Annotated in this window: 27 protein-coding genes; 9 read left to right on the top strand and 18 right to left on the bottom strand. The window is 58.6% G+C overall.

Annotated elements, in window-relative coordinates; genetic code table 11:
* Positions 1 to 161: 161 nt before the first annotated feature.
* The 6 genes from G5221_RS18975 to G5221_RS19000 all read right to left on the bottom strand — a co-directional run bounded on the left by G5221_RS18975 (position 162) and on the right by G5221_RS19000 (position 4949).
* Positions 162 to 872, bottom strand: coding sequence for an HAD family hydrolase (locus G5221_RS18975; RefSeq protein WP_421263719.1), 711 nt, complete (start codon positions 870 to 872; stop codon positions 162 to 164).
* Positions 872 to 1531, bottom strand: coding sequence for a TIGR01621 family pseudouridine synthase (locus G5221_RS18980; RefSeq protein ID WP_421263720.1), 660 nt, complete (start codon positions 1529 to 1531; stop codon positions 872 to 874). The genes G5221_RS18975 and G5221_RS18980 overlap by 1 nt, the downstream gene beginning before the upstream one ends.
* Positions 1532 to 1707: 176 nt before the next feature.
* Positions 1708 to 2400 carry an ABC transporter permease gene (locus tag G5221_RS18985; RefSeq protein WP_005337302.1) on the bottom strand — a complete coding sequence of 231 codons (693 nt, stop codon included), beginning with the start codon at positions 2398 to 2400 and terminating at the stop codon, positions 1708 to 1710.
* Positions 2401 to 2403: 3 nt separating this feature from the next.
* Positions 2404 to 3144, bottom strand: coding sequence for an ABC transporter permease (locus G5221_RS18990; protein ID WP_005352911.1), 741 nt, complete (start codon positions 3142 to 3144; stop codon positions 2404 to 2406).
* Between the two features lie 211 nt (positions 3145 to 3355).
* Positions 3356 to 4129, bottom strand: coding sequence for an ABC transporter substrate-binding protein (locus G5221_RS18995; RefSeq protein WP_005337307.1), 774 nt, complete (start codon positions 4127 to 4129; stop codon positions 3356 to 3358).
* Between the two features lie 49 nt (positions 4130 to 4178).
* Entirely contained in the window at positions 4179 to 4949 is a 771-nt protein-coding gene (locus tag G5221_RS19000; protein ID WP_005337310.1) for an ABC transporter ATP-binding protein, read from the bottom strand.
* Positions 4950 to 5481: 532 nt separating this feature from the next.
* Here G5221_RS19000 and G5221_RS19005 point away from each other — a divergent pair.
* Entirely contained in the window at positions 5482 to 6384 is a 903-nt protein-coding gene (locus tag G5221_RS19005) for a lysine exporter LysO family protein (protein ID WP_421263732.1), read from the top strand.
* Between the two features lie 103 nt (positions 6385 to 6487).
* Here G5221_RS19005 and iadA read toward each other — a convergent pair whose 3' ends face one another.
* Positions 6488 to 7618, bottom strand: coding sequence for a beta-aspartyl-peptidase (gene iadA / locus G5221_RS19010; protein WP_421263721.1), 1131 nt, complete (start codon positions 7616 to 7618; stop codon positions 6488 to 6490).
* Positions 7619 to 7684: 66 nt separating this feature from the next.
* A complete protein-coding gene (locus G5221_RS19015) occupies positions 7685 to 8467 on the bottom strand; it encodes an ABC transporter substrate-binding protein (RefSeq protein WP_407704804.1) in 783 nt (260 codons plus the stop codon).
* A gap of 385 nt (positions 8468 to 8852) precedes the next feature.
* Between G5221_RS19015 and G5221_RS19020 the strand changes: the two genes are divergently transcribed.
* Complete coding sequence (locus G5221_RS19020; protein ID WP_216962089.1) at positions 8853 to 9461, top strand: ACP phosphodiesterase; 609 nt, start codon at positions 8853 to 8855, stop codon at positions 9459 to 9461.
* 56 nt (positions 9462 to 9517) lie between these two features.
* Here G5221_RS19020 and G5221_RS19025 read toward each other — a convergent pair whose 3' ends face one another.
* Complete coding sequence (locus G5221_RS19025; protein ID WP_139444289.1) at positions 9518 to 9901, bottom strand: DUF2069 domain-containing protein; 384 nt, start codon at positions 9899 to 9901, stop codon at positions 9518 to 9520.
* Positions 9898 to 10248: an arsenate reductase (glutaredoxin) gene (gene arsC, locus G5221_RS19030; RefSeq protein WP_304520777.1), complete on the bottom strand. Its 351-nt coding sequence runs from the start codon at positions 10246 to 10248 to the stop codon at positions 9898 to 9900. The genes G5221_RS19025 and arsC overlap by 4 nt, the downstream gene beginning before the upstream one ends.
* A 60-nt stretch (positions 10249 to 10308) precedes the next feature.
* On the opposite strand from arsC, the gene G5221_RS19035 reads away from it, so the two are divergent.
* Positions 10309 to 10791 carry a TlpA family protein disulfide reductase gene (locus tag G5221_RS19035; protein ID WP_236283215.1) on the top strand — a complete coding sequence of 161 codons (483 nt, stop codon included), beginning with the start codon at positions 10309 to 10311 and terminating at the stop codon, positions 10789 to 10791.
* A 100-nt stretch (positions 10792 to 10891) separates the two neighbouring features.
* Here the strand turns inward: G5221_RS19035 and G5221_RS19040 are convergent, their stop codons facing one another.
* Positions 10892 to 12346 carry a M48 family metalloprotease gene (locus tag G5221_RS19040; protein ID WP_367948260.1) on the bottom strand — a complete coding sequence of 485 codons (1455 nt, stop codon included), beginning with the start codon at positions 12344 to 12346 and terminating at the stop codon, positions 10892 to 10894.
* Between the two features lie 121 nt (positions 12347 to 12467).
* Here G5221_RS19040 and G5221_RS19045 point away from each other — a divergent pair, with 121 nt between their 5' ends.
* The 3 genes from G5221_RS19045 to G5221_RS19055 are packed head-to-tail and all read left to right on the top strand — an operon-like array spanning position 12468 to position 14639.
* On the top strand, positions 12468 to 12701 hold the full coding sequence (locus G5221_RS19045) for a sulfurtransferase TusA family protein (protein WP_040066499.1): 234 nt from the start codon (positions 12468 to 12470) through the stop codon (positions 12699 to 12701).
* Between the two features lie 25 nt (positions 12702 to 12726).
* Complete coding sequence (locus G5221_RS19050; RefSeq protein ID WP_421263722.1) at positions 12727 to 13797, top strand: AI-2E family transporter; 1071 nt, start codon at positions 12727 to 12729, stop codon at positions 13795 to 13797.
* Between the two features lie 35 nt (positions 13798 to 13832).
* The gene (locus G5221_RS19055) at positions 13833 to 14639 is read left to right on the top strand and encodes a MipA/OmpV family protein (protein WP_113739277.1); all 807 of its coding nucleotides are present in this window, start codon (positions 13833 to 13835) and stop codon (positions 14637 to 14639) included.
* 111 nt (positions 14640 to 14750) lie between these two features.
* On the opposite strand, the gene G5221_RS19060 is transcribed toward G5221_RS19055, so the two are convergent.
* Positions 14751 to 15551, bottom strand: a complete 801-nt coding sequence (locus G5221_RS19060) for an alpha/beta fold hydrolase (RefSeq protein ID WP_421263723.1) — start codon at positions 15549 to 15551, stop codon at positions 14751 to 14753.
* Positions 15552 to 15665: 114 nt separating this feature from the next.
* On the opposite strand from G5221_RS19060, the gene ppk2 reads away from it, so the two are divergent.
* Complete coding sequence (ppk2, locus tag G5221_RS19065; RefSeq protein ID WP_139442065.1) at positions 15666 to 16481, top strand: polyphosphate kinase 2; 816 nt, start codon at positions 15666 to 15668, stop codon at positions 16479 to 16481.
* A 111-nt stretch (positions 16482 to 16592) separates the two neighbouring features.
* Here ppk2 and G5221_RS19070 read toward each other — a convergent pair whose 3' ends face one another.
* The 5 genes from G5221_RS19070 to yejK form a co-directional block, all read right to left on the bottom strand.
* The gene (locus G5221_RS19070) at positions 16593 to 17729 is read right to left on the bottom strand and encodes an ABC transporter ATP-binding protein (RefSeq protein ID WP_421263724.1); all 1137 of its coding nucleotides are present in this window, start codon (positions 17727 to 17729) and stop codon (positions 16593 to 16595) included.
* Between the two features lie 68 nt (positions 17730 to 17797).
* Positions 17798 to 18688: a maltose ABC transporter permease MalG gene (malG, locus tag G5221_RS19075; RefSeq protein WP_421263725.1), complete on the bottom strand. Its 891-nt coding sequence runs from the start codon at positions 18686 to 18688 to the stop codon at positions 17798 to 17800.
* Between the two features lie 12 nt (positions 18689 to 18700).
* Positions 18701 to 20353: a maltose ABC transporter permease MalF gene (gene malF / locus G5221_RS19080; protein ID WP_005333870.1), complete on the bottom strand. Its 1653-nt coding sequence runs from the start codon at positions 20351 to 20353 to the stop codon at positions 18701 to 18703.
* 75 nt (positions 20354 to 20428) lie between these two features.
* Positions 20429 to 21610, bottom strand: coding sequence for a maltose/maltodextrin ABC transporter substrate-binding protein MalE (gene malE / locus G5221_RS19085; RefSeq protein WP_005333871.1), 1182 nt, complete (start codon positions 21608 to 21610; stop codon positions 20429 to 20431).
* A 395-nt stretch (positions 21611 to 22005) separates the two neighbouring features.
* Entirely contained in the window at positions 22006 to 23055 is a 1050-nt protein-coding gene (gene yejK, locus G5221_RS19090) for a nucleoid-associated protein YejK (protein ID WP_005333872.1), read from the bottom strand.
* Positions 23056 to 23128: 73 nt separating this feature from the next.
* Here yejK and G5221_RS19095 point away from each other — a divergent pair, with 73 nt between their 5' ends.
* Both G5221_RS19095 and G5221_RS19100 read left to right on the top strand, forming a co-directional pair.
* Positions 23129 to 23356 carry a YejL family protein gene (locus G5221_RS19095; protein WP_005333874.1) on the top strand — a complete coding sequence of 76 codons (228 nt, stop codon included), beginning with the start codon at positions 23129 to 23131 and terminating at the stop codon, positions 23354 to 23356.
* 47 nt (positions 23357 to 23403) lie between these two features.
* Positions 23404 to 25254 carry a DUF3413 domain-containing protein gene (locus G5221_RS19100; protein ID WP_421231720.1) on the top strand — a complete coding sequence of 617 codons (1851 nt, stop codon included), beginning with the start codon at positions 23404 to 23406 and terminating at the stop codon, positions 25252 to 25254.
* Positions 25255 to 25339: 85 nt separating this feature from the next.
* On the opposite strand, the gene G5221_RS19105 is transcribed toward G5221_RS19100, so the two are convergent.
* The gene (locus G5221_RS19105; RefSeq protein WP_236303149.1) at positions 25340 to 26206 is read right to left on the bottom strand and encodes a MetQ/NlpA family ABC transporter substrate-binding protein; all 867 of its coding nucleotides are present in this window, start codon (positions 26204 to 26206) and stop codon (positions 25340 to 25342) included.
* Between the last annotated feature and the right edge of the window lie 227 nt (positions 26207 to 26433).

Genomic DNA, 26433 nt, shown 5'->3' on the forward strand with positions numbered 1-26433 from the left:
TAACAACTTGTTTCATTAGAAGCAGGGGGCAGCAGGAAGAAAAGAGGCGGGTTGCAGATAGTTTTTCGCAGCTGGCAGCAAAGAATGTAAATGGATTGTGACATTCAAGCTGCAGCCTTGCGGATCAAACGGTGACGACCCGCATGGCTGTCAGCTTTGCCTTACAGTTGCCAGTTTTTGACCATCAGATGGGGCAAGCAGGCCCGGGCCTTTTGCAGTCGCACAGGTGTCGGATTGATCAACCACGCCTCTTTCCCCAACCCCAGCAGCGGAAGATCGTGCAGGCTGTCGCTCAAGGCCAGCTCGGCATCGAGGGCGCAGATCTCCGGCAGCAGCTTGTGCTGACCGTGGCAGTAGAAGCGCGGCATCAGGCCGCCAAAACGGTAGTGCATCTGCGAGCCAATGATCCGGTGGGGCAACTGGCCGGGCAGTTGCTGATAGAGCTGGGCTCGCACCAGCGCGCAGGGACTGGCGGAGATCACCCAGCAGCGCGCCCCCTCGTGTTGCAGCAATTCGCGAGCTTGGCGATACAACCCCGGCCTGGTGCGGCAGTAGGCACGCACCAGCTTGCGCCAGCCCAAAGGGGAAAGCCCCAACGTGATGGCCCACCAGATAAGGGAGATACCGCGCCGCCGCTGGCTGGGTAGCAGCTGACTTGGCAACAAATAGACCAAACCACCCAGCGCAATCACCGGCAACAGCAACAGCGGCCAGATCCGGCGGCGCAGGATATAGCGCAGCAGACCGGCGTGGCTGTCGCCGGGAGCCAGGGTGTCGTCAAAGTCGGCCAGGATCCAGCGCGGAGTGCCCCCGTCAGGATCACGCTCTTTCGCTGAATGGATAATGGCGTCAGACGCTGGGCGCATCAGCATCAGGGCGCAAGGGCTGCGATGGCGGCCATGAGCTCGGGGGTGACAAATTCACTCCCCACATCGGGCGGGCAGACAAAATCGAATGGATCGCCCGCCAGCGTAAAACTCAGTCGCCAGGCGTGCAGATAGCCGCGATCGGCTGGCGTGCCGCCATAGCGCTCATCCCCGAGAATGGGGGCGCCGATGCTTTTGAGGGCAACCCGGATCTGGTGGGTTTTGCCGGTCTGAGGCTTGATGCGATAGAGCCGCAGCCCCTCGCGCACCGACACCGAATCGAACCAGCTGATGGCGGGGTTTTCCAGCGTGCGCACCAGCATCCAGCTGCCGCCACGCCCCTTTTGCATATCCCCCTTCACCCAGCCCTGCTTCTTCTTCGGTTTACGATCGGAGAGCGCCAGATACTGCTTGCTCACCTCACGGGCCGCAAAAGCCATGCTCAGCTCACGGTTCGCCTCTGTGGTGCGGGCCAGCAGCACCAGGCCGGAGGTCATCTTGTCGAGCCGGTGCACCGGATAGAGGGTGAGCCCGGTATCGGCCTTCACGCGATTGACCAGTCCCGGATTGACCGACTCCCAGTCGCCCTTCTCGTCATGCATGCCGATGCCGGGCTGCTTGTCGATAACCAGGAAAGCGGGATGCTCAAACAATATCCGGTACATAAAACCTCGGGAACTGGGGGATAAAGCACGCAGCCAACAGTTGGCGGCGCTCGGGAGTGCTGCATTCTCCCTGCTCGTCCGCCATTTGGCAAACCGGACGGGCGGAGCATAAAGATAAAAAATGACCCCGCCTGCAACAGGCGGGGCCATTTTCGGCCATCTTGGCAGATCACACCTTACACATTGCGCGGGCGCAGGTGGGCGTGCCAGCGCGCTTCCCACTTCTTGAACAGCCAGACGATGACAAAGGTGAGCAGCATATAGAGCAGCCCTGCGGTCAAAAACGCCTCGAACGGACTGTAGTAGCGGGAGTTGATGATCCGCGCCGCGCCGGTCAGATCGACGATGGTGATGATGCCCGCCACCGCCGAGCCCTGCAGCATGAAGATCACCTCGTTGCTGTAAGCTGGCAGTGCCCGACGAAACGAGTTGGGCAAAATGATCCGGGTCAGGGTCTGCCAGCGGGTCATGCCAAAGGCGTTGGCTGCCTCAATCTGGCCACGCGGCATATTGTGTACCGCCCCGCGCACGATCTCGGCGGTATAGGCGGCGGTATTGAGGGTAAAGGCCAGCAGCGCACAGAACCAGGCTTCGGAGAAGAGCGACCAGGCGGCACTGTTCTTCAGCCACTCCCACTGGGCGGCGCCGTAGTAGATGATAAAGAGCTGCACCAGCAGCGGGGTGCCGCGAAAGAAGTAGATATAGGCCCAGATCGGCCCCTTGATCAGCCAGTTGCGGCTGTTGCGCAGGATGCCCATGGGCACCGCCAGCATCAACCCAAGGATCAGAGAGAGGGCCACCAGCCAGACGGTGGTATAGAGCCCCTCCCAGTAGGTGGGCCACTCTTTGAGAATGATTGAGAAATCCATGGCTTACCTCGTCTTGATGGCATAGTGACGCTCGGCCCACTTGAGCGCCGAGGTGGAGACTGCGGTGAAGATCAGGAAAATTAACGCCACCGCCATGTAGAAGGTGAAGGGTTGCTGGGTCGAGCCCGCCGCTAGCGAGGCTTTGCGCACCATGTCATCGAGGCCGATGATGGAGACCAGCGCGGTGGTTTTCAGCAGCACCAGCCAGTTGTTGCCAAACCCCGGCAGAGCGTGGCGCATCATCTGGGGGAAGAGGATCCGCACAAACACCTGGGTTGCCCGCATGCCAAAGGCCCGTGCGGCCTCCAGCTCACCTTTGTCCACCGCCAGAATGGCGCCGCGAAAGGTCTCGGTCATGTAGGCGCCGAAGATAAAGCCTATGGTCGCGACACCGGCCACAAAGGGGCTGATGTCGATATAGTCCGGAAGCAGGGAGACCCACTCCTGATTGGGATTACTCTCCAGTAACCAGCTGTTGTAAGTCTCGTTGACCCAGGTGCAGATACCGTTGATCAGCACCTGGCCGCCAAAGAAGAGCAGCATCATCAGCACCAGATCGGGGATGCCGCGAATGATGGTGGTGTAGCCGGTGGCGATGGCCCTGGCCCACTTGTAGGGAGAGAGTTTGGCCAGCGCCCCCAGCATCCCCAGCAGCAACGCCAGCAGCAGGGAGGCCAGCGCCACTTCCAGGGTGACCCAGGCGCCCTCCAGCAGCGAGGCTTCGTATCCTTTCAAATCAAACATATGCAGCTCCATCGCCACTGAATCTTCACGCACCTGCTAACCAGAAGGCTCCATAGCAGTCCGAATGAAATATGTGCAGCTCCATTGCAATCAATGCGGGCCCGTAAACTCCCTCAGGGAGGTGACGGGCCCGATGACTACTGACGGGATCAACCTGTCGTTACTTGCCGTAGACGTTTTTGGACTTACTCGCCGTAAACGTCTCTTTGTTTTACTCTCCGTAAACGTCGAACTCGAAGTACTTGTCGTTGATTTCCTTGTACTTGCCGTTGGCACGCAGCGCCAGAATGGCGGCGTTGAATTTCTCTTTCAGATCCTTGTCAGCCTTGCGCACCGCAATACCGGCACCCTCGCCAAACCACTTGGGATCGGTCAGTTTAGGGCCGACGAATTCAAAGGCATCACCCCCCTCTTTCTTCAGCAGACCGTCGGTGATGGCGGCAGAGTCGGCCAGCACATAGTCCACACGACCGGATTTCAGATCGAGATAGGCTTCATCGGCCGTACCGTAACGCTTGATGGTGGCGTTGGGGAAGTTGTCGGTAATAAAGGTATCCATGGAGGTCGCACGCTGCACCGCGACGGACTTGCCTTCCATAAAGGCTTTGTCGAGCTGCACATCAGTGCCCTTCTTGGCGGCAAAGCGGGCCGGAATGTGCTGGTACTTCTGGGTGAAGTCCACCTTCTTCTTGCGCTCTTCGGTGATGTCCATGGTGGCGATAATGGCGTCAAACTTGCGTGACAGCAGCGCCGGAATGATGCCGTCCCAGTCCTGCTTGACCAGGGTGCACTTCACTTTCATCTCTTCGCACAGGGCGTTGGCGATGTCGATATCAAAGCCTTTCACCTCGCCACTGGGCTCGGTCCAGGAGAAGGGGGGATAGGCACCCTCAACCCCGATCCGGACCTCTTTCCACTCCTTGGCCATCAGGCTACCGGACGCGAGGGCAGTGACTACGGCTGTCGCCAGCATCAGCTTGTTCATGTATCTCTCCTTGATAAAACAGTTGATTGGGTAACCAGGCATCCCGCCATCAGTAGATGGAGGAGATGAATTGCTTGAACCGCTCGGATTTGGGATGGGCGAAAATCTCCTTGGGGTTGCCCTCCTCTTCCACCCGCCCCTGATGCAGAAACATCACCTTGTTCGATACATCCCGGGCAAACGACATCTCGTGGGTCACCACCAGCATGGTGCGTCCCTCTTCGGCCAGCTCGCGCATCAGGCCAAGTACTTCTCCCACCAGCTCGGGATCCAGCGCCGAGGTGGGTTCGTCAAACAGCATCACCTCGGGCTCTACCGCCAGCGCACGGGCAATGGCGGCCCGCTGCTGCTGACCACCGGAGAGGTGACCGGGATAGTAGTCGCGCCGCTCCCAGAGTCCAACCCGGTTGAGCAGTTGCTCTGCCTTGGCCAGTGCTTCGGCGCGAGGCACCTTGAGCACCTGGATCGGCACTTCGATGATGTTCTGCATGATGGTCATGTGTGACCAGAGATTGAAACTTTGAAACACCATGGCCAGTCGGCTGCGGATCCGCTCCACCTGACGCATATCCTCGGGCAACCGCTCGCCGGCGCGGCTGGTTTTCATCCGGATCAACTCGCCATGGAGCGAGACGGTGCCGGATGAGGGGGTTTCAAGCAGATTGATACAGCGAAGAAAGGTCGACTTCCCCGAGCCGGAGGAGCCGATAAGGGAGATCACATCCCCCTTGTGGGCGGTCATGTCGATGCCCTTGAGCACTTCGTGGGTGCCAAAATATTTGTGCAGATCACGTACTTCCAGTGCGGCAACGTCGCTCATCCATTACAACCTTGTCTGTCCCTAGACGCCGCAGGGGCGTGACTCAACCATCGTCCATTTAACAAAAAGTTAACCGATGGCAACCTTCAGCGAAAATATCACCCGGATAGTGAAAAAACAATACAGAACGAGGGTCTTCAGAGGATTCGCTCTATTTTTATTCGCTCTTTGCGTATTTTTCAGCACTTTGTTTGCATAAACAGCCGTTTCAATGGCTGTTCCGATACCGCCTTTTTATACCCCAATCATATCAGTGGCAAGAGAAAAGCGTGATGTATGCCAAACCGGCACCAAAATGGCTTTATGCACCCCCTTGCCGAGCGAAATATCGGCACCCCGATTGGATCAACTTGATTTCATTGGTGCACTCGGGCTCGCACAGAACCTTTTCAAACAGAGAGGTTGTGGCAAAAAAGTAACAATCCGCCCCTAAAAGGGCTGTTTTTGGCCATGAAAGCGAGAGATATGTGACACAGAGCCAATAAGTAATGATAAGGTGGTGTTTTTATCAGTTTTTGTGATCGAGGCCTCGATGCTGCTCAATGTGTTGCTGATCCTGTTGCCACTGGCAATCGGCTATCTGATTCCCCTCTCCTCTGCCCGGCTGATCAAGCTGGTCAACCAGAGTCTGGGCAAGATGGTCTACCTCATTCTATTTCTGATGGGGCTCGGGCTTGCCTATGTGGAGAACCTGGGCAGCAATCTAGCGGTGATCTTCAAGGTCGCCGGGGTGATGCTCACCGCGATCACGCTCTGCAACCTGCTGGCCCTCTGGTGGCTCGACAAGCGCACGCCGCCGACCCACGAGGCGAGCGATGCCAAGATGCCGGGCAAGCTGCACCTGTTGTGGGAATCCCTGCAGCTCTGCTTTGTGGTGCTCGGCGGCGTGCTGCTGGGTCTACTGGTGGATCTGCGCGCACTGCCCATCGACAAGTGGAGTGAGTGGGCCCTGATGCTGCTGCTGTTTCTCATCGGGGTGCAGATGCGCAACTCCGGCATGCGGCTGCGCCAGATCCTGCTCAACCCCTGGGGGATGAAGATAGCCGCCACCGTCATCCTCAGCAGCTGGCTGGGCAGCCTGCTGGCGGCCCAGTTGCTGGGTATGCCCTTTACCCATGGTCTGGCGATGAGCTCGAGCTTCGGCTGGTATTCGCTCTCCGGCATTCTGGTGGCCGACAAACTGGGGCCGGTGCTCGGTTCTGCTGCCTTTATCAACGATCTTGGGCGTGAGCTTATCGCCATTCTGATCATCCCGGTGCTGATGCGCCATCACCCCTCTGCCGCCATTGGCTATGGCGGCGCCACGGCGCTTGACTTCACCTTGCCGGTTATCCAGAAATCAGGGGGCATTCAGGTGGTGCCGGTGGCCATTGTCTCCGGCTTTATCCTGAGCCTGCTCGGCCCCATCCTGATCCTTGGGTTTCTGGCGCTCTAAGCCTGATTTCCACATTGCAGATAAAAAAGCCCGACCTTGTTGTCGGGCTTTTGCTGTTTGGAGCCACCACGCACTCGCACTGGCTGCGATATTACCCGCAGCCTTATTCGCGCCACAGGCCGCCACTCATCACCCTTTCGATAGCAAACGTCCGGTCGTGCACCAGCAGCAGATCCGCATCCTGCCCGACCCCGATACGGCCCTTGCTGCAGAGCCCCAGCGCCTGCGCCGGATTGCTTGTCACCACGGCCAACGCCCTCTCCAGCGAGACACCGAGCCGGGTCGCGCGCACGCACTGCTGCCACAGGCTGGCAATCTGGCCACAGCGCATTTCGATTAGCCGCCCTTCGCCATCAAAGCGCGGCAGGCTGGCGTTGGCATCCGAACTGAAGGTGATGCGCTCGGCAGGCACACTGGCGGCCAACAGCTCGAGGAGCGCATCGGCGGCAAGCCGCTCGCCATCCTCCAGCAGATCGGGAAAGCTCGAGGTGGTGAGGTCGACCCAACCTCCCGCCTTGCCCCACTCGATGGCCTCGGCAAAGAGCCAGGGGTTGCGGTTGCAGTGAGTGGGATAGAGTTGGCGCAGCGGAATGTCGGTCTCATCGCGCAGGGCCCGCAGGGGCGCCAGTGCCCCCTTGCCATCCCCGACATGGAAGAAGCTGACCCCGCTCTTGCCCGCAAGCAGCCCTGCCACCCGCGCCTCGCTGGCAAGCCTGGCCAGCTCGTCGTGGGTCGGCGCACTGGATCTGTGGTCACTGATGGCCACCTCCCCCACCCCCAATACCTCGGGGATCAGGATGATGTCCGACTCCACCGTACCGGTCAGAGTTTTGACAGGCAGATGGTAGGAGCCGGTATACATAAAGGCGCTCACCCCGGCGGCGCGAAACTCGCGCACCTTGCCGAGCACCTGCGCGGGGGAGCGGGTCAGGCTGTCTGTGCCAAGCGCCGCCACCAGGGTAGTGACACCGGCCATAAGCGCCTCGCTGGCCGCGAGTTCAGGGGTGCGAAAAGCAAAGCCCCCCTCACCACCGCCCCCCGTGATATGGGCCAGCGGATCCACCAGCCCGGGCACCAGATAGCGGCCACGACCATCGACCCGATGCAGCGGCCAGTCGGCGGGCACCGTCAACCCCTTGCCCATCCAGGCGATACGGCCATCGGCCACCAGCAGATCCTGCTGGCCAAGGTGGGTGGGGCTGAAGATCTCGGCTCCCTCGATCAGGGTCAACATGGCGATCCTCCTTGCACGATTGTCGCTTGCCCAATGAAAAGAGAGGGAGCAAGCTCCCTCCCCCCGTCAACCACCATATATATCGTACTTGAAGTACTTCTGGTTGATCTGCTGATAGGTACCATTGGCACGCAGGGCCTTGATCGCCTCGTCCAGCTTGCCCTTGAGCTCCTTATCGCTCTTGCGCACGGCGATCCCCATACCATCACCAAACCACTGGCGATCGGTCAGGGCGGGCCCCACATAGTCGAACTTGTCGCCCCCCTCTTTGCCAAGCAGCCCCTGCTCGATGGCAGAGGCATCGGCCAGCAGGGCCAGCACCCGACCCGCTTTCAGATCGAGATAGGCCTCATCGGCATTGCCGTAGCGGACGATGGTGACATTCGAGCCAAAATTGTCGGTCAGGTACTTGTCGTGGGTGGTGGCACGCTGCACCCCGATGCGCTTGCCCGCCATGCCTTCCGAGGTCAGCGTCAGCTCGGTTCCCTTGGCCGCCACAAAGCGATTGGGAATATGGGCATATTTCTCGGTGAAATCGACCTTCTGGCGCCGCTCGTCGGTGATCGACATGGCGGCGATGATGGCGTCGTATTTGCGCGACAGCAGGGCCGGGATCATGCCGTCCCAATCCTGCGCCACCAGCTCGCACTTGACCGCCATCTGCTTACAAAGGGCGTTGGCGAGATCGATATCAAACCCCTTGATCTCGCCCGACGCATCGGTCCAGGAGAAGGGCGGGTAGGCCCCCTCCACCCCGAAACGCACGGTTTTCCACTCCTTGGCCATGGCGGGGGTGGCCAGCAGGCTGGCAACAAACAGGGCTGAGAGGGTCAGTCTGATCTTCATCATGTGTACTCCATTACATAAAAAGCGCACAAGCGCGGACAATGCACCGCAGGCGAATGCATGCGATGACCAAAAGCGGCAAAATCTGGATGAGCGAGATCACGCCCGAGCGGGCGTCAGTGAACTGCTCCAGAGGTTCGATCTATTCGTCGAACCACTCGGAGAGATAGAAAGGCTTGAAGTAGAAGGCCAGAAAAAAGCCTCTGGCTTTGCGCATCATGGTGGTTTGTCGCGTCCTGTGACAAAGATGGAATCACCTTAGCACGCCCGAATTTTGCCCGGCAAGAGGCAGCCGCCAGGCAGTAGCAAAATCCCGACATGGTCAAGGCGGGCGGGATCCGTTAGGCTCGAAGCACCTTGCCATCCCATAACAGACCCACAGCGACCGATGAATTTTCTGGCCCATCTCCATCTGGCTGCCCACACCCGAAGCTCCCTCACCGGCAATCTGCTCGGCGATTTCGTCAAAGGCACGCTGCCCACGGGGCTTGCCGCCCACTTCGATGAGGGGATCTGGCTGCACCGCAAAATTGATGCCTTCACCGACAGCCACCCCGAGCACAAGGCGGCCGTCGCCTGTTTCGAGGCTCCCTGGCGCCGCTTTGGCGGCATAGTGGTGGATATGATCTACGACCACTGGCTGAGCCAGCACTGGGAGCTGGTCAGTACCGAACCCCTGCCCCGCTTCCTGCAACGCAGTTATGACCAGCTATTGGCCGATCACCCACGCCTGCCGGACGGACTGCCACTCCCCCTCAAACGGATGGCCGAGCAGAACTGGCTCGCCTCCTACCGCCACAGGGAGGGGCTGGGGCAAGCGCTGAATGGCATCGGTCGCCGACTGCGCCGCCCGGTACCACTGGGAGAGGCGCTGCAACTCCTCGATGAATCGCAGTGGCAAACATGCGAGGCGGGATTTCTGCGCTTCTATCCCGCGCTGATGGACTTTAGCCAGCAGCAGCTGGCCCAATATCGGGCAGCCCAAGGGGCACAGTGATCCCTCTGGATAAAGCAGCTTCCCCATAAAAAACGCCCCTTGCGGGGCGTTTGTCATCAGTTGGCTTCGTCTTTCTTTTTGCGAATGCTTAAGCCAAGTTCGCGACCACGCAGTCGGGCGTAATAGATGGTGCCGACAAAGGCGATGGTGGTGAAGACCAGCTCCACCACCGCCAGCCACCGCTCCCCCTCATCCGTGGTGATCAGGGTGAGGGCGTGCAGGAAATAGGGCATCAACACGAAGTTGCCCCAGGCGTGGGTGTAGGGGTTGCCCTGCACTATCCCCTTGAGAGGGAAGAGCAGCGGCACCGTCCAGATCACCGGCAGCAGCCAGGGGTTGAGGTCCGGATGGGGTGATAGCCACAGATGCCAGAGGATGACCCAGCCCAGCAGACCAAAAAAGCCGACCAGCGTCAGCAGACGGGCAAAGCGGGTGCTCACTTGAGGATCTCCAGCACCTGCTCCGGCGGCCGACCAATGCGGGCCTGACCATTCTTGATGACAATGGGGCGCTCGATCAGCTTGGGATGCTGGTGCATGGCGCTAATAAGGGCATCACTGCTGACATCGGCCAATCCCAGCTCCTTGTAGAGATCCTCCTTGGTGCGCATCAGCTGGCGCGGATCGTTAAAGCCGAGCAGAGAGAGCAGGTTGCGGATCTCATCTTCGCTCGGGGCCTGCTCCAGATAGAGCACCACATCAGGGGCGATCCCGTGCTGTTCCAGCAGAGCCAGGGTTTCGCGACTCTTGGAGCAGCGCGGATTGTGGTAGATTTGGGTCTCGCTCATGGTAACTCCCTGATTAATCGCAAGATGGGACTAGAAACGGCGCTATTGTAGGGGAAAGTGATGGTCAGGGTAAGCGGCAGTGGAAAGGAATTGAAACGAATTTGTTGGCTGATTGTGGCTGGCCTGCTGGGCGCATGCACACCTGCCCCCGAATTTACCGATGCAACAGGGCAGTCGGTCAGCCTGCGCCACTTTGCCGGCAAGCCGCTGCTGGTCAACTACTTCGCCCCCTGGTGTGCCCCCTGCCTGCGGGAGATGCCGCGCCTCAACGCGCTGGCGGCAGAAGGCCAGATCACCGTGGTGGCCATCAACTACGACCCGACCACCCCAGCAGAGCTGAACAAGCTGGCTGCGCAGTATCACATCAAGGTGCCCCTCCTTATTGCCAATGAAGATGCCAAGCTTCCCTTCCCTCGCCCAAGCGGCCTGCCCACCAGCTATCTGCTTGATAGCGAGGGCAAGCTCAAGCAAACGCTGGTCGGCGAGCTCGACCAGCAGCAGATCGAGATGCTCAAGGCGACCGCCAGCAGCATGAGTCACTAGCCCATCGCTGCTATCACCGTCATGTACATCACGCCACCGCCATAAACAACAAGGGCGCACCGTGGTGCGCCCTTGTTTGATAGGTCAATGCCAGGTTTCGTTAGCCCTTGAGGCTGTCGAGATCCTTCTTGGCCCGCTCCAGCTCGGTGATGCGCGCCTCCAGACGAGCCAGGGTCATCCGGTCGCTAGTGGTACCGCGCGCCACGATCAGTTCGTCGATGGCTGCCTGATAATCCCCGCGCAGCGAGAGCATCTCGGCCCGCGCCATATGCAGCTCGGTCATTCTGCCCGCCTTGCGATAGGCATCAGCCAGCAGGTTCCAGGCCAGATTGTTCTCCTCGTGGGCACGGGCATAGGGGTCAAGGATGGCGATGGACTTCTTGTAGTTGCCGCTCTCGAGGTAGGCGTTGCCGAGATTGACCACCACCACTTCGTTGTCCGGCATCCGGCTGCGGAACTTCTCGAGGCGCGCAATGGCCTGGGCACTGCGCCCCTTGGCCAGATCGATGTCAGTCTGGGCATCGACGATAAAGAGATCTTCCGGATGACGGGCCGCCAGCTCCTGCATCAGGGTATCAGCCTCGTCGGTGCGCTTGAGCTGGATCAGCGCCAGCGCCTTGCCATAGATTGCGGCATCCTTGAGCGGGTAATCCCCCTTCTGGATCCGGGTATCGAAGTAGCTCAGCAGCCCCTGCGGGGTATCTGTACCAAAACGCACCTGAATCCGCACCTTGGCCAGCCAGAAGTCGAGGCTGGGCGGCAAGTCGCGGCGGCCATAGCTGCCCGCCCGAGCGCGGGCCTCGCTGATCCGGGTCTCCGGCAGCGGGTGAGTGAGCAGCATTTCCGGCGGCTTGCTGGCGTAACGGTATTCGGCAGCCAGTTTCTGGAAGAAGTTGGCCATCCCCATGGGGTCGAAACCGGCATCATAGAGGGTCTTCATGCCGATGCGATCCGCTTCATATTCGTTGTCGCGGGTGTAGTTGATGGCCGACTGCATGGAGAGGCCCAGCGTAGTCTGCAGCGCGGCGATACCGGCAGTCGGGTTGATCACCGCCAGCGCGATGGAGCCCACCAGACCGGCCAGGGTCACTGCAGAGCTGCTCGCCTGCGCCTCCATGTAACGGGCGATATGGCGCTGAGTCACATGGGTGATTTCGTGGGCCAGTACCGAGGCCAGCTCGCTCTCGCTGTCGGCGTAGAGGAAGAGGCCGGTGTGCACCTTGACTCGCCCGCCGAGGAAAGCGGCCGCGTTGATGCTGGGATCATTGATGAGGAAGAAGGTAAACGGGAAACGCACCCCATCGGCGTTGGTCAGCAGTCGCTGACCCAGATCGTCAATGTACTGGCTCAGCACCGGATCATCGATGATCGGCAAACCCGCACGAGCAAAGCGCATAAAAGCGTTGCCGTAACGCACTTCCTGCTCGATGGGCAGGGCCGCCACCCCGGCCGTGCCGATGTCGGGAAGCTGATTGTTGGCCTCGGCATGAAACGTGGCGCCCATCAGGGAAGCCAGCAGGGGAAGCGATGCCATCAGGGGGGAAAAGCGTGCCACGTTATCTCTATCTCCATCAGAAAGGGCCTCGGCAGAATACCCTTGCCCATCAAGGGCTACAAGCGTTGTTTCACGCTCTTATCACGGCCATAATAGCGGCCACCTGCCTGATGGAGCCCCCATGGAAGTTCTCGACCTGACCCCCTGGCGTTGCCCCGAGCCGCTGATCCGGCTCAAGCTCTGGTTAAGGAAGGCCCAAAGCGGTCAAACCGTCACCATCCGGCTGGCCGATGCGGGCTCGCGGCAGGATATTCCGGCCTATCTGCACCGTCAGGGCCACCATGTCGAGATGCAGCAACAACCGGACAATACCCTCTCTTTGCAGTTGGTTGTCGGGGCGAAACAACCATCTTGAGCCCCAGTGATGTAAGGATGCCGTCATGTTAGAAGTATTGAAGCGCTGGTATCAGACCCGTTTTTCCGATCCCGATGCCGTTACCCTGTTCCTGTTGCTGGTGTTCTGCTTTGCCATCATCTGGCTGTTTGGCGATCTGCTGGCCCCCCTGCTGGTGGCACTGGTAATGGCCTACCTGCTGGAGTGGCCGGTCGCCCGGCTGCAAAAAGCGGGGCTGTCGCGCACCCTGGCCACCAGCATCATCCTGATCCTCTTTATTGCGGTGGCTGTGGCCTCCTTGCTGGGTCTTATCCCGACGCTGGTGAGTCAGGGGATCAATCTGGCCAAAGAGGCGCCCGCCATGCTGACCCACGCTCAGGATTATGTGCGCACCCTGCCCGACCGCTACCCCGAGCTCATCGACGTCAGTCTGGTGGAGACCGTCATCGATAATATTCGCCAGCGTATCCTCAGTGGCGGCGAGCATCTGGTGAGCGCCTCCCTCAGCTCGCTGGTCAACGTGGTTGCCATCATGATCTACCTCATTCTGGTACCGCTGATGGTCTTCTTTATGCTCAAAGACAAGCGGGTACTGATGGGCAGCCTGCGCCGCTTTCTGCCGCGCAACCGCACCCTGGTCAACCGGGTGTGGGTGGAGATGAACAACCAGATCATCAACTACATCCGCGGCAAGGTGATCGAGATCCTGATCGTCGGGATTGCCACTTATATCCCCTTTGCGCTGATGGGATTGCGCTACTCGGTGCTGCTGGCGGTCGCGGTCGGCTTCTCGGTACTGATCCCCTATATCGGCGCCGCCGTGGTGACTGTGCCGGTCGCCATGGTGGCCCTGTTCCAGTGGGGGCTCACCCCCGAGTTCGCCTGGCTGATGGTGGCCTATCTGGTCATTCAGGCCCTCGATGGCAACCTGCTGGTACCTGTGCTCTTCTCGGAAGCGGTCAACCTCCATCCGGTGGCCATCATCATCGCCGTACTGGTGTTTGGCGGCTTGTGGGGATTCTGGGGGGTCTTCTTCGCCATTCCCCTCGCCACCCTGGTCAAGGCGGTGATCAATGCCTGGCCAAAACGTGAAGAGATGCCCAGTGCCGCAAAATAACTGGCTTCCCCTGCAATCGTGACAACGGAGTGTCCATGACCTTTTTTCGTCAAATCAGAGCGGCAGGGCTGACGGCCCTGCTCCTCGCTGCCGCCCTCCCAGCGCGTGCCGATATCGATCTGGGCGCCATGGATCTGCTCACCAGCGACAGCCCAACCAGTCCGGTGCCACAAGGCTTTGTCGCCGGAGCGGCGCTCATCGGGGGGCAGGCCCGTTATGAAGCACAAGATAACAGCCTCTACGCCATCCCCGGCTTTATCTATTTTGGCGACCAGTTCATGTTTCTGGGGGATCGGGCCCGCTACTACTTCCACAAGGATGATAACGTGGCCCTCTACGGCTATGGCCGGGTCCGTTTTGGCAATCTGGATCCCGAGGACTCGCCCGTTTTCAGTGGTATGGAGCAGCGAAAATGGCAGCTGGAAGGCGGGATCGGTGGCAACATCATCACCCCCTATGCCCTGCTGACCGTTCGTGCCAACAGCGATGTCACCGGCCGCAGCAAGGGGCAGGAGCTGCTGCTGTGGGCCGACTTCCCCATCCTGCGCGACAACCTGCTGATCATGCCGGGGATGGGGCTGATGCTGCGCAGCGACAAGATGGCCAACTACTACTTCGGCGGCATCTCCGAGAGCGAGGCGACTGCCCAGCGGCCCGCTTGGGATACCGGTACCACCCTATCCCCGATGGCGGCCCTCATCACCAGCTACCGCTTCAGCCCCAACTGGATTGGCATGTTTGCCATGAACTACGAATGGTATGATCGGGACATCAAAAACAGCCCCATCGTCCAGCACGATGGCGAGCTCTATGCGGGTTTTGCGCTGGGCTATATCTGGTAACAGTTATGAGTCTTGAACCGTGAGACACGACCAAACAAAAGGGAGCCCTCGGCTCCCTTTTTCACGACCATCAGGCTGGTAGTACAGCCTACTCAGGCTGCCCATTCAGGCTTACAGCGCTGCCAGAAATTCGCTCAGTTGCTGATTGACGAAGGCCGGATTTTCCAGCGACGAGATGTGGCCGGCTGCCGGGATCTCCCTGAACGGGCAACCCAGTACCTCGGCCATCAGATAGCCCTCCAGCACCGGGCGCGCCTTGTCCTCGCAGCCGGTCATCACCAAGGCAGGCACCGTCATCTCTTCCAGCCACTCGATGCGATCTTCGCGGGTCACAAAGCTGCGGCCCACCGCCACCATGGCGGCAATCTTCTCGTTTGGCCAAGCGGCCAGACGCGCCTTGAAGCCACTCATCAGCGCCTCATCAGGCTGATTGGCAAAAAATAGCGGCGCCACCTGTTCGATGATGGGCGCCGGCACGGTGCCGAGCTGCTCGATCATCGCCAGCATGCCGAGGTAGCGCTCGCAGGTGATCTGCGGCTCGAGGCCGACAAAACTATCCATCAGCACCAGACCCTTGAGGCGGTTTGGCACCATGCGCGCCAGCTCCACACCCCACATGCCACCGATGGAGAGGCCCACCAGCACGAACTCGTCGACCCCGAGGGCATCGAGCAGCGCCAGATGATCGCGCGCCAAGGTTGCCAGGGTGCAGGCACCCTCGGGCAGTGCATCGGAATCGCCGTGGCCCCACAGCTCGGGAACGATGCAGCGATAGCTACCTTTGAGCGCCTCGATTTGCGGCGCCCACATGGCGCTATCCCACAGGTAGCTATGACCAAACAGCAGCACCGGCCCTTGCCCTTCATCCAGATAGGCCATCCGGCGGCCCGCTATCTCCATAAAATGCTTCATGTTATCTCCTGTTGCCAGCGATGGGCGGGCAGTGTATCACGTCCCCCTTGGCAGTCGACTCTCCCTGGTGCAAGCTGAAGTGACGGCAAGAAGGGACTCAAAGAGGAGAAGAAGATGCCGAAGGACAAGAGCAAGAAGCGGCCACGTCTGGACAAGAAGTGCTACGAGCACCACCTTGCCCATCTGCAGGAGGAGCTGGTCAAGCTGCAGGAGTGGGTCAAGCAGGAGGGATTGAAGGTAGTGGTACTGTTCGAGGGACGGGACGCCGCGGGTAAAGGGGGCGTCATCAAGGCGATCACCGAGCCGCTCAACCCCCGGGTCTGCCGGGTCACGGCGCTGCCCGCCCCCTCCGATCGGGAACGCTCCCAGTGGTACTTTCAGCGTTATGTGGCCCACCTGCCCGCCGCTGGCGAGATGGTGCTGTTTGACCGCTCCTGGTACAACCGGGCCGGAGTCGAGCGGGTGATGGGATTTTGCAGCGACGCCGAGTATCGCGAGTTTCTGCGCGCCTGCCCCGAGTTTGAGCGGATGCTGATCCGCTCCGGCATCACCTTGATCAAATACTGGTTCTCGGTCAGTGACGAGGAGCAGGAGAAGCGCTTTAAAGAGCGGATCAACACCCCCATCAAGCGCTGGAAATTCAGCCCGATGGATTTGCAGTCCCGCTCGCGCTGGGTGGAATACTCCCGCGCCAAGGATGACATGTTCACCTACACCGACACCGAGGATTGTCCCTGGTTCGTGGTGGAGGCAGATGACAAACGCCGTGCCCGCCTCAACTGCATTGCACATCTGCTGAGCAAGGTGCCCTACGAGGCGATCCACTACGAGCCTATCAAGCTCCCCCCCATCAAGACCGAAGGGTATGAGCGCCCGCCGCTGGCCAGCCAAACCTTTGTACCCGATATTACCGCCGAACTCGAGGCTTGAGCCGGGTTACCTTGCCTATCTGCATGTTCAAATCGCAGGCAATAAAAAGCCGGTCTGACGACCGGCAAAAAGGCATTGATTATTAAGAAAGGAAAACCAGCACAACAAAAATCAGGTACGGATATATTTGGCGGTACGGGGGAACGCCTGCTCCTTGGCATCGAACAGATAGCAGGCTTCGGCCGGAATACCCACGCTGTAGGTCTGACCGGTCGCCACATCCACATCCGAGGTGGCCTTGACGGTAAAATCGTGACCATCCACATCCATATAAACGAATGACTCGGCGCCCAGGTGCTCGGCCACCTGCACGATCCCGCTCACCTTGCTGTGTGCATGGGGGTGATCCAGCGGCATCAGATGCTCGGGGCGAATGCCCAGCTCCACCTTGTCACCCACAGCGCCACTGCGGGCATCGACCCGGGCACGCACGGTATCGCCAGAGGTCAACTTGACCAAGCACTCCTGCTCGCCAATCTCCAGCAACTCGCCCGCCAGGAAGTTCATCTTGGGAGAGCCGATAAAGCCCGCCACGAACTTGTTGTCCGGGTTGTGGTAGAGATCCAGCGGTGAGCCGAACTGCTCCAGGTTGGTGGCAACCTCGGCCTTGAGCGGGCTCAGCACAACAATCTTGTCGGCCAGGGTCATCGCTTCCACCTGATCGTGGGTCACGTAGATGATGGTGGAGTTAAGCTCTTTGTGCAGCTTGGCGATCTCGATCCGCATCTTGACCCGCAGCGCGGCATCCAGGTTGGAGAGCGGTTCGTCAAACAGGAACACTTGCGGCTGCTGCACGATGGAGCGACCGATGGCGACCCGCTGACGCTGACCACCGGAGAGCGCCTTGGGCTTTCTGTCCAGCAGCGGCTCAAGACCTAGGATCTCGGCGGCGCGCATCACCCGCTTGTGGATGTTCTCTTTGTCCATCTTCTTGAGCTTCAGACCAAAGGCCATGTTCTCGTAGATGTTCATGTGCGGATAAAGGGCGTAGGACTGGAACACCATGCCGACGTTGCGCTCTACCGGTGGCACGTCGTTCATGTAGCGACCGCCGATGGTCAGCTCACCGCTGGTGATGTCTTCCAGACCCGCGATCATCCGCAGCAGGGTGGATTTACCGCAGCCGGACGGGCCGACGAAGACGATGAATTCGCCCTCCTTGATGGAGAGGTTGATGTTGCGCAGGGTGTCCTTGTGAACAGCCGGATCGTAATTTTTGCGAACGTTGTTGAGTACTACTTCAGCCATGACGAGCTCCGCTCTTGAATCTTTGCAAATCGTGATAGCGGGGGGAGTCAGCTCCCCCGGCCATAAACTTAACCTTTCACACCACCAGCAGTCAGACCGCCAACCAACCAGCGCTGTGCCAACAGGAAGACCACTGTGATGGGGAAACCGGAGAGCACTGCGGCCGCCGCGAAATCACCCCACAGATAGTTCTGCGGATAGAGGTACTGCTGGGCCCCGACCGCCAGGGTCAGATTGTTCACATCCTGCAGCAGGATGGAGGCCATGGGCACCTCGGTAATGGAACCGATAAAGGCCAGAATAAACACTACCGCCAGGATGGGCACCGACAGGGGCAACAGGATCAGACGGAATGCCTGCCACGGGGTTGCACCGTCGATGGCCGCAGCCTCCTCCAGGGAGGAGTCGATGGTCTCGAAGTAGCCCTTGATGGTCCAGACGTGCAGGGCGATACCACCCATGTACGCTAGGATCAGGCCACCGTGGGTGTTGAGACCGAGCCAAGGGATGTAGTCACCAATCTTGTTAAAGAGCGCGTAGATGGCTACCAGCGCCAACACCGCCGGGAACATCTGGAAAATCAGCATGCCCTGCAGGATGGTGGACTTGCCACGAAAACGCAGGCGGGCAAAGGCGTAAGCACAGGTGGTGGAGAGCGTCACGATCATCAGGGCAGTGATGCCGGCGATCTTGATGGAGTTCCACAACCAGGTCAGCACCGGGAACGGCGGCGGCGTGATGCTGCCGTCGGCGTTGGTGATGGACATGCCCAGCGCCAGCTTCCAGTGATCCAGCGTCGGATTGGAGGGGATGATCTCCCCTACCGCGAAGTTACCGTTACGGAACGAGATGGCGATAACCATGATCAACGGGAAGATGATCAGCGCCAGGAAGCCCCACATGACCAGGTGGGTTACCCACACCCGGTATTTGACTGATTTGGGTTGTACGATTGCCATGTTGAAGCCTCCTTACAGCTGCTTGTCGGCTTTGGACAATTTCAGGTTGAGCAGCGCCAGCGCACCCACGATGAGGAAGATAGCTGTGGCGATGGCACTGGCCAGACCGTAGTCCTGACCACCCGATCCCTGGAACGCAATCCGGTAGGTATAACTCACCAGCAAGTCGGTGGTACCAGCCGGGGTGCTGGCGCCGATGATGTCCGGCGCACCGTTGGTCAACAACTGGATAAGCACGAAGTTGTTGAAGTTGAAGGCGAACGAGGCAATCAACAGCGGTGTCAGCGGCTTCATCAGCAGCGGCACGGTGATCTTGAAGAAGTTCTGTACCGGGCCGGCACCGTCCATGGCGGACGCTTCATAGAGATCTTCCGGAATGGCTTTGAGCAGGCCCATGCAGAGGATCATCATGTAGGGGTAGCCGAGCCAGGTGTTGACAATCAGGATCATCACCTTGGCCAGGAAGGGGTTGGTATACCAGTCCGGCTTGATGCCAAACGCCGCTTCCAGGAACATGTTGATCTCACCGAAGTTCTGGTTGAACAACCCCTTGAACACCAGAATGGAGATAAACGCCGGGATCGCATAGGGCAGGATCAACATGACCCGATAGAAACCGCGCCCCTTGAGCTCTTCCCACTGCACCAGACAGGCCAGCACCATGCCGATAGCCAAGGTGAAAGCGACGGAGCAGGTTGAGAAGATCACGGTCCAGATGAAGATCTGCAGGAAGGGTGACTGGATGCCCGGATCGGTGACGATGCGCGCGAAGTTCTTCCAACCGACGCTCACCACAAAGCCCGGAGCAATACCCTTGCCGACAAACTGACCCTGTTCGTCGATGTACTGATAGAAGCCGGTCTCGCCATTGGGCAGCATCAGCTCGCCATTCTGGGTATCACGCAGCAGGTTGCTGTCTTTGATCACCACGCCGGACTTGAGCACGGCACCATCCATCAGACGGGTGTAGTGCTGCTTCTGGGCGGCAAACTTGCGCAGGCTGCTCAGGGTCAGGTGGGTACCGCCATCCGGCAGCACCAGATCAAGGTCACTCAGGTGAGTACGATGCTCAACAATGGCGCGGATCGGTGCGGCCTTGCTGGCCGCTTCGCCAGTGAAGGGCTGCAGCTCGACCACTTGCTGGGTGTTCTGCACACGGCCCTCGCGGGACGCCAGCTCACGGGCCTTGTTGGTCATCAGGGAAACAGGTTGGCTGATAAAGGATTGATCATCCTGTGTCAGCAGCAGCTGGAACTGGCCGTTGTCGCCACCCAGCAGGGTAAAATCGAATTCACCGCCCGCCACCTTGTAGGTTTTCTTCAGGTGGTAGTCCCGCGCCTGCTCCACGGAGAGCAAGTTGGACCCCGAATAGTTGGTGAAGGCAATGCCAATGGTGTAGGCAAGAGGGAAGATGATAAACACAACCATGCCCGCAACACCCGGAAAGATGTAGCGATGGGCATAGGTCTTCTTGTTCATGAAGACATACAGACCGACGGAAACCACCACCAGATCCAGCAGCGCGAATACCCACTCGCCACTGGCGTACATCATCACGGCTGCGTAGCCGTTGAGGATGGCAACCAGGGCCGCTATGGTCCACTTAAGCCAGGTGTGCTTATCCTTCGGACCGGCATAGGACTCAACAGAAGGTACTACTTCCATGCCAATTAACCTTTATAACGCCAAGAGAGATTTGAGAGAGTGGGAGGCCATGACGGCCTCCCGGGTAGTGCGTGCTTACTGAACGATACGCTTGGCAGCGGTATCCAGAGCTTCGTCAACACCCTGACGACCGGAGGTCACGTTCTTGAGGGCAGTTTCGAAGGAAGACCAGAAACGGCTCATCTCGGGAACGGATGGCATCGGCTCGCCAGCCTGGGCGTTCAGCATGGTGGCCTTAATGTGCGGATCGGATTCCAGGGTCTTCTGGAAGGATTTCAGCGCAACGGCACCCAGCGGCTTGTCGGCGTTAACCGGCGCCAGACCGGCATCGGTCAGCAGGTAGTTTTCCAGGAACTCGATAGCCAGATCCTTGTTCGGGCTGGCGGCGTTGATGGTGGCACCCAGTACGCCAACGAAGGCTTTGGCCGGCTTGCCGTTCAGGGTCGGCAGCGGCGCTACGCCGTACTTGATGCCGCTCTTGTCCAGGTTGCTCCAGGCCCAGGGACCGTTGATCATCATGGCCACTTCGCCCTTGTTGAACTTGGCGTCCATCACACCGTAGTCGATGCCTTTTTCCAGGTGACCGGACTTGATCATCTCGGAGATGTAGCCCACACCCATCTTGGCACCTGCGTTGTTCACGCCGGTATCTTTGACGTCATAACCGGTAGCGGTTTTCTTGAAGGCGTAACCACCGTTGGCAGCCACCAGCGGATAGCTGAAGTACGGGGTGTCATAAGCCCACATGATGGCGCGCTTGCCGTTTTTCTTCAGAGTCTCGTCAATCTTGGCGATCTCTTCGAAGGTTTTCGGCGGCTCGGGCAGCAGGTCCTTGTTATAGATCAGGCTGACTGCTTCCATGGCAACCGGGTAGCCATAGGTTTTGCCATCAACAGTCATGGCATCCCATGCCAGCTGTTCAAATTTGCCTTTGGTGGCAGCGTTCGGCGTTACCGGAACCAGCAAACCGGCTTTGACCCACTCACCGTAACGGTCGTGAGCCCAGAAGAAGATGTCCGGGCCGTTGCCAGTGGCGGCGGCTTGCTGGAATTTCACTTCAACCTGATCCGGGTGAGCCACAGTAACCTTGATGCCGGTTTCTGCTTCAAACTTCTTACCCACTTCAGCCAGACCGTTGTATCCCTTGTCACCGTTGATCCAGATGGTCAGCTGGCCCTCATCGATGGCAGCAGTAGCAGAGCAAGCGACGCCAAGAGTGGCCAGACCGATCAGGGATGACAGCAATTTCTTTTTCATGAGCCTTTCCTTGTATTAGTTCCGCGCTGTAAGAGCATTGTGTGCGAGATGAATATTATCCCAAGCGGCAAACGGCTCACATGACGCAACTCGCATTTTTGAAATGCAATTACGTATTTCCTTCCAGAAAGTTTTGAAAACATTTTCTTGTTTCAGGGGGTTAGCGCCATTTATTGGCATATTTCTCGCCAACACAAGAAATTAAATTACCAAATAGAAATAAAAAGACATGAATGAAAGGGTTTTCACCTCATTGAAAACCCTTTCACATGGATAATTCTGTTTAATTTGTTAACAAAGCACCGAGTTGCTTTCGCTACCCCCTGCCCCATTAAATAAAAAGACACCGCAGCGAACTGCGGTGTCTTTTTGCCAAAAATGAAGGCCGGATCACATTATGACTGGCGCAGCAGCTGATCCTTGAGATTGGGCGGCACACCCTTGATGGTCAGGGTGTCGGTCTGGGGATCGTAAAAGATCCGGCTGTTCAACAGCTTCTGCTCAAAGCTCAAAGTCAGACCGCCGCCGGAGCCGACAAACTTGGTCAAACCACGCAAGGTAGAGCGATCCGCCGGGAAGCGCTCTTCCAGCTCATACTCCTGACCGATAAAACTGTAAAAATCGAGGTCACCGTCGCCGGGCAATTCTGCAGACAGCTCCTTGATTTCGATCTCTTCACCGGCGCTCGCCTGTTCGGTGCAATATTTGAAGACCTGCTTTTTATAGTCATTGCGCTCGGTCGGTTCGAGCTGACGACTGTCGCAATAATCTTCGACCGCCTGCAGCAAGCCTTTATTTTGTACCTTGGCATCCATGCCCTCGCGGGCACCCAGCAGATCCATAAAGAAGTCGCCCAGTTTGCGACCAATGCGCCCCTTGCTGAAGGTGATATAGCGGCGCGAATCAGGTTGGGTTTTCCATTCGGTCAAATCAATGCGGGCCACCAGATTGAGTTTGCCGATATCCAGATACTGGATATGGCGTAATTCCAGCGCTTCGCTGACGGTGACGCTCTCCTTGCCCTCCAGCAGAGCAATCAGCAGATAATCGACCCCGACGTAGTTATATTTGGCAAACAGCAGCACCCCCTGCTCATCGAGGGCGTGCTCCACCAGCTGCTTGACCAGCATCTGGGTCACGGTGACCGAAAAGGGAACGAATTCGGTCTGCTCGTCGAGTAGCTGTTCGAGGGCGATACGAAACGCGGGTGAAGGCTGCTTGGGAGCCTCTTCACCGTCGGCCAGCTCGGCGACGGCGGCCTCGGGGTCGGCAAAGAAGCCAAAGCCCTTGCCCCCCTTGCCGTTGTAGATCCGATGCAGTTCCGCCATCAGTCCCTGTACCGCCTCATCAGGGGGCAGGGTCTGGCTGCGGGTATCGGCGTGGGGTTGACCATCGCCGCCCTGGCGCAAGGAGTGAAGAATGATCTTGTCGATATCGAGACTCATGTCACAAAGCCATAGTGTTAGCCGAAAGGGTGAAGTATTATAAGGCGCTTTGAACCGAGATGAACTGAAGATTATGCCTATCGTATCAAAGTACAATAACGAGCAATTTGACGCCCTGATGAACGACCTGATCACCGCGCTGGAAAAGCATAAAGCGCCGGTAGATCTCAGCCTTATGGTGCTTGGCAATCTGACCACCAATATCATCAACGGTATGGCACCGGCCCAACGCCAGGCCATCACTGAAAAGTTTGTCCAGGCCCTGACCGCATCGGTCGATAATCGCCACGACGCACACTGAGTCCCCGACTCTGTTGATTTGACGTTTCTCAACGCAGATGGATCACTATGGTCGAAACCGGTAACCCCTATCGTGATAATGTCTCTCGCCTGATCACCTGGGGGCATTGGTTCTCCTTCTTCAACATTATTCTGGCCATGCTCATCGCCACCCGTTATCTGGGTGCCATCAGCTGGCCATCGACCACGCTTGGCGTGATCTATCTCGTTGTAAGCTGGATTGGCCACTTCTCGTTTCTGAGTTTTGTCACCTACCTGTTGACGATCTTCCCGCTCAGCTTCGTGCTGCCCAAGGAGAAGTCGTTGCGGTTCATCTCGGCCATCATCGCCACCCTGGCGCTGGTGCTGCTGCTGATCGACACCCAGGTATTCCGGCTGTTCAAGTTCCACCTCAACAGTCAGGTATGGCAGTTGCTGCTGGATCAGGCGCAGACCGAAGAGGGCTCAATCTGGAGCATCATCTTCGTTGCCGTGCCCACCATCTTCCTGCTGCAACTGCTGCTGTCGGCCTATGTCTGGCGCAAGATCAACAAGCGCAAGCGCCGCCAGTACGGCAATCAGGTGGGGCTGGCCCTGCTGATCTGCTTTATTCTGACCCACGTGGTCAACAGCTGGGCCGATGCGACCCTCTATCAGCCGATCACCATGCAGAGAGCCAACTTCCCCCTCTCCTACCCCATGACGGCCCGCTCCTTCCTGGCCAAACATGGCTGGCTGGATCTGGATCAATACGAGAAGCAGGCTGCTTCCCAGGGGGATAACAGCGACAGCCGGATGCACTATCCGCTGCGCCCGCTCAACGTCAACGCCCCCCTGACTCACAACAATCTGCTTATTGTGGTGGTCGACTCATTGCGTTTTGACATGCTCAACAACATCAACATGCCCAATCTGCAGCGCTATGCGGATCAGCATCTGACGTTCCGCAATCACCTGAGTGGTGGCAACGATGACCTTATGGGCATGTTCAGCCTCTTCTACGGGTTGCCCGGCCACTACTACAAGGACATCAGCAGCGACAAGCGTCCGCCGGTGCTGTTCGACGAGATGCTGCGCCAGGATTACCAGTTCGGGCTATTCGGCGCGATGGAAGATGCCCAGAAGTATCGCAAGAGCATCCTCGCCGGTCTGCGCAAACAGGTGTTTGTCTCCGAGCAGAGTGACGATGGCAAGCTGCTGACCGACTGGCAGCAGTGGCTGGAGAAGCGCTCTCCCGAGCGTCCCTGGTTCTCGCTGGTCTATCTCTCGAGCCCCGGCGACTACCAGTTGCCCGCCACCATGAAGGGGCCGTTCCAACCGGAGCTCGCCAACTTCAATCCGGCGACCGCCTATCGGGCGGAGAACCTGCAAAAACTGGAGAACCGCTACAAGAACTCGGTCTTCTATACCGACCAGTTGCTTGAGCAGATGCTGACCAAATTGCAGTCGCAGGGGATGGACAGCAACACCATCGTCGTGATCACCTCCAACCATGGTCAGGAGTTCAACGACACCCGCAGCAACAGCTGGGGCGCAGGCAGCAACTACTCACCCTATCAGGTGCAGGTACCACTGGTACTGGCCTGGCCGGGGCGCGGCAGTGACGTTCGGGAACAACCAAGCAGCCATTTCGATCTGGCGCCGACCCTGATGCAGGGGATGCTGGGCGTGCGCAATCCGGCGCGCGATTACAGCGTTGGCCGCTCGCTGTTTGATACCAACCCGCGCAACTGGCTGCTGGCCGGGGATCAGAACGACTTCGCCATCTATGAAGGGGACACCATCACCCACTTCAACAAGCAGGGTGACTTCGAACTGCTGGAGCGCAACAGCTATCGCCCGATCAAGCACGGCACCCCGGATATGGGCGCCATGATCCAGGTGATGAACGAGCTGAACCGCTTCTATCGCAACCAGTGAAGCGCCCGTTAATGGCTTGCTACCATAAAAAACGCCCCGAATTCGGGGCGTTTTTCGTTGTATAGCCGGGCCACGTTCACGACAGTTAGCCACCCCACCCTTGCGGGTACTTGTAGCCGACGAAACGCTTGGCTGCATAGGCTTTGAAAGCCGCCGAGTTGTAGGCCGCCGCCACATCTTTGGCAAACGGCTGCTCCGCATCTGCGCTTTTCACCACCACCCAGTTGATAAAATCGTAGCTGCGCTCCAGAAACAGTCCTTCACTGAACGGGATACCGCTGGAGGCAGCAAAATTACCGTTGATCACCGAGAAGTCCACATCCTCGCGCGAGCGGGGCAACTGCGCCGCCTCCAGCAGTACCAGCTTGAGATTGTGCGGATTGTTCACCACATCAAACTCGCTCGCTTTTAGCGGGTTTATCCCCTCCTTGAGAGTGAGCCAACCAAGATCCTGCAGCATCAACAGCGCCCGCGCCTGATTGGTGGGATCGTTGGGGATGGCCACCGTGCTCCCCTTTTTCACTTTGTCGAGTGCTGCCAGCTTGCCGGAGTAGAGCCCCATCGGACCGGTTGGCACCTGGGTAATGGGTGCCAGCGACAAGCCGCGATCTTTGGCAAAACTCTCCAGATAAGGTTTGTGCTGGAAGCAGTTCACATCCAGTGATCCGTCAGCCAGAGCAATATTGGGGGTCACATAGTCGGTGAACTCCACCAGCTTGACCTTATACCCCTTGGCCTCCAGCTGCGGCTTGATGGAGTCGGTCACCATGTCGGCAAAATCCCCCACCGTAGTACCAATCACAATCTCCTGTTTGGTCGGCAAGGACGCATCGGCGGCAACCGCGGAAAAAGAGAGGCTCCCGACCGCTATCGCGGCAATAAAGGTGCTGGCGCCAGCAGTGGCGCGCAAGGAAGCAGTCAAAGGAGAAGATAAGAAGGAACGAAACGGCATAGGGACTCCCAGTCAGGTACGCATCAAGCTATGGGACTGCGGCGGGGCCGCCCTCAGAAGTAACGCCCTTCACACCGCAGCAATCTAGCCATCCAAACGGCTATTTAAGTTACCATAACAGAGCCATCCACCGCCGCCAAGCAATAAACCACTGACCCACCCCCACCTTATCACTCTTGCAGGCTCACCCGAACGCATACCAGCACTCACATTGGCACACACCACCA

The organism is Aeromonas sp. 602200 (genome assembly GCF_049173895.1).
GTDB classification, from domain to species: domain Bacteria; phylum Pseudomonadota; class Gammaproteobacteria; order Enterobacterales; family Aeromonadaceae; genus Aeromonas; species Aeromonas veronii_A.

Bases quoted from the DNA above. Each gene is read 5' to 3' on its own strand.
- G5221_RS19055 (WP_113739277.1), top strand. From the start codon at position 13,833: ATGACCTTTTTTCGTCAAATCAGAGCGGCAGGGCTGACGGCCCTGCTC.
- G5221_RS19035 (WP_236283215.1), top strand. From the start codon at position 10,309: ATGGTCAGGGTAAGCGGCAGTGGAAAGGAATTGAAACGAATTTGTTGG.
- G5221_RS19070 (WP_421263724.1), bottom strand. From the start codon at position 17,729: ATGGCTGAAGTAGTACTCAACAACGTTCGCAAAAATTACGATCCGGCT.
- yejK (WP_005333872.1), bottom strand. From the start codon at position 23,055: ATGAGTCTCGATATCGACAAGATCATTCTTCACTCCTTGCGCCAGGGC.
- G5221_RS19100 (WP_421231720.1), top strand. From the start codon at position 23,404: ATGGTCGAAACCGGTAACCCCTATCGTGATAATGTCTCTCGCCTGATC.
- ppk2 (WP_139442065.1), top strand. From the start codon at position 15,666: ATGCCGAAGGACAAGAGCAAGAAGCGGCCACGTCTGGACAAGAAGTGC.
- G5221_RS19105 (WP_236303149.1), bottom strand. From the start codon at position 26,206: ATGCCGTTTCGTTCCTTCTTATCTTCTCCTTTGACTGCTTCCTTGCGC.
- malG (WP_421263725.1), bottom strand. From the start codon at position 18,688: ATGGCAATCGTACAACCCAAATCAGTCAAATACCGGGTGTGGGTAACC.
- G5221_RS18985 (WP_005337302.1), bottom strand. From the start codon at position 2,400: ATGGATTTCTCAATCATTCTCAAAGAGTGGCCCACCTACTGGGAGGGG.
- G5221_RS19095 (WP_005333874.1), top strand. From the start codon at position 23,129: ATGCCTATCGTATCAAAGTACAATAACGAGCAATTTGACGCCCTGATG.
- G5221_RS19045 (WP_040066499.1), top strand. From the start codon at position 12,468: ATGGAAGTTCTCGACCTGACCCCCTGGCGTTGCCCCGAGCCGCTGATC.
- iadA (WP_421263721.1), bottom strand. From the start codon at position 7,618: ATGTTGACCCTGATCGAGGGAGCCGAGATCTTCAGCCCCACCCACCTT.
- G5221_RS19000 (WP_005337310.1), bottom strand. From the start codon at position 4,949: ATGAGCGACGTTGCCGCACTGGAAGTACGTGATCTGCACAAATATTTT.
- G5221_RS19020 (WP_216962089.1), top strand. From the start codon at position 8,853: ATGAATTTTCTGGCCCATCTCCATCTGGCTGCCCACACCCGAAGCTCC.
- G5221_RS19005 (WP_421263732.1), top strand. From the start codon at position 5,482: ATGCTGCTCAATGTGTTGCTGATCCTGTTGCCACTGGCAATCGGCTAT.
- G5221_RS19050 (WP_421263722.1), top strand. From the start codon at position 12,727: ATGTTAGAAGTATTGAAGCGCTGGTATCAGACCCGTTTTTCCGATCCC.
- malE (WP_005333871.1), bottom strand. From the start codon at position 21,610: ATGAAAAAGAAATTGCTGTCATCCCTGATCGGTCTGGCCACTCTTGGC.
- arsC (WP_304520777.1), bottom strand. From the start codon at position 10,248: ATGAGCGAGACCCAAATCTACCACAATCCGCGCTGCTCCAAGAGTCGC.
- G5221_RS18980 (WP_421263720.1), bottom strand. From the start codon at position 1,531: ATGTACCGGATATTGTTTGAGCATCCCGCTTTCCTGGTTATCGACAAG.
- malF (WP_005333870.1), bottom strand. From the start codon at position 20,353: ATGGAAGTAGTACCTTCTGTTGAGTCCTATGCCGGTCCGAAGGATAAG.
- G5221_RS19060 (WP_421263723.1), bottom strand. From the start codon at position 15,551: ATGAAGCATTTTATGGAGATAGCGGGCCGCCGGATGGCCTATCTGGAT.
- G5221_RS19015 (WP_407704804.1), bottom strand. From the start codon at position 8,467: ATGATGAAGATCAGACTGACCCTCTCAGCCCTGTTTGTTGCCAGCCTG.
- G5221_RS18995 (WP_005337307.1), bottom strand. From the start codon at position 4,129: ATGAACAAGCTGATGCTGGCGACAGCCGTAGTCACTGCCCTCGCGTCC.
- G5221_RS18975 (WP_421263719.1), bottom strand. From the start codon at position 872: ATGCTGATGCGCCCAGCGTCTGACGCCATTATCCATTCAGCGAAAGAG.
- G5221_RS18990 (WP_005352911.1), bottom strand. From the start codon at position 3,144: ATGTTTGATTTGAAAGGATACGAAGCCTCGCTGCTGGAGGGCGCCTGG.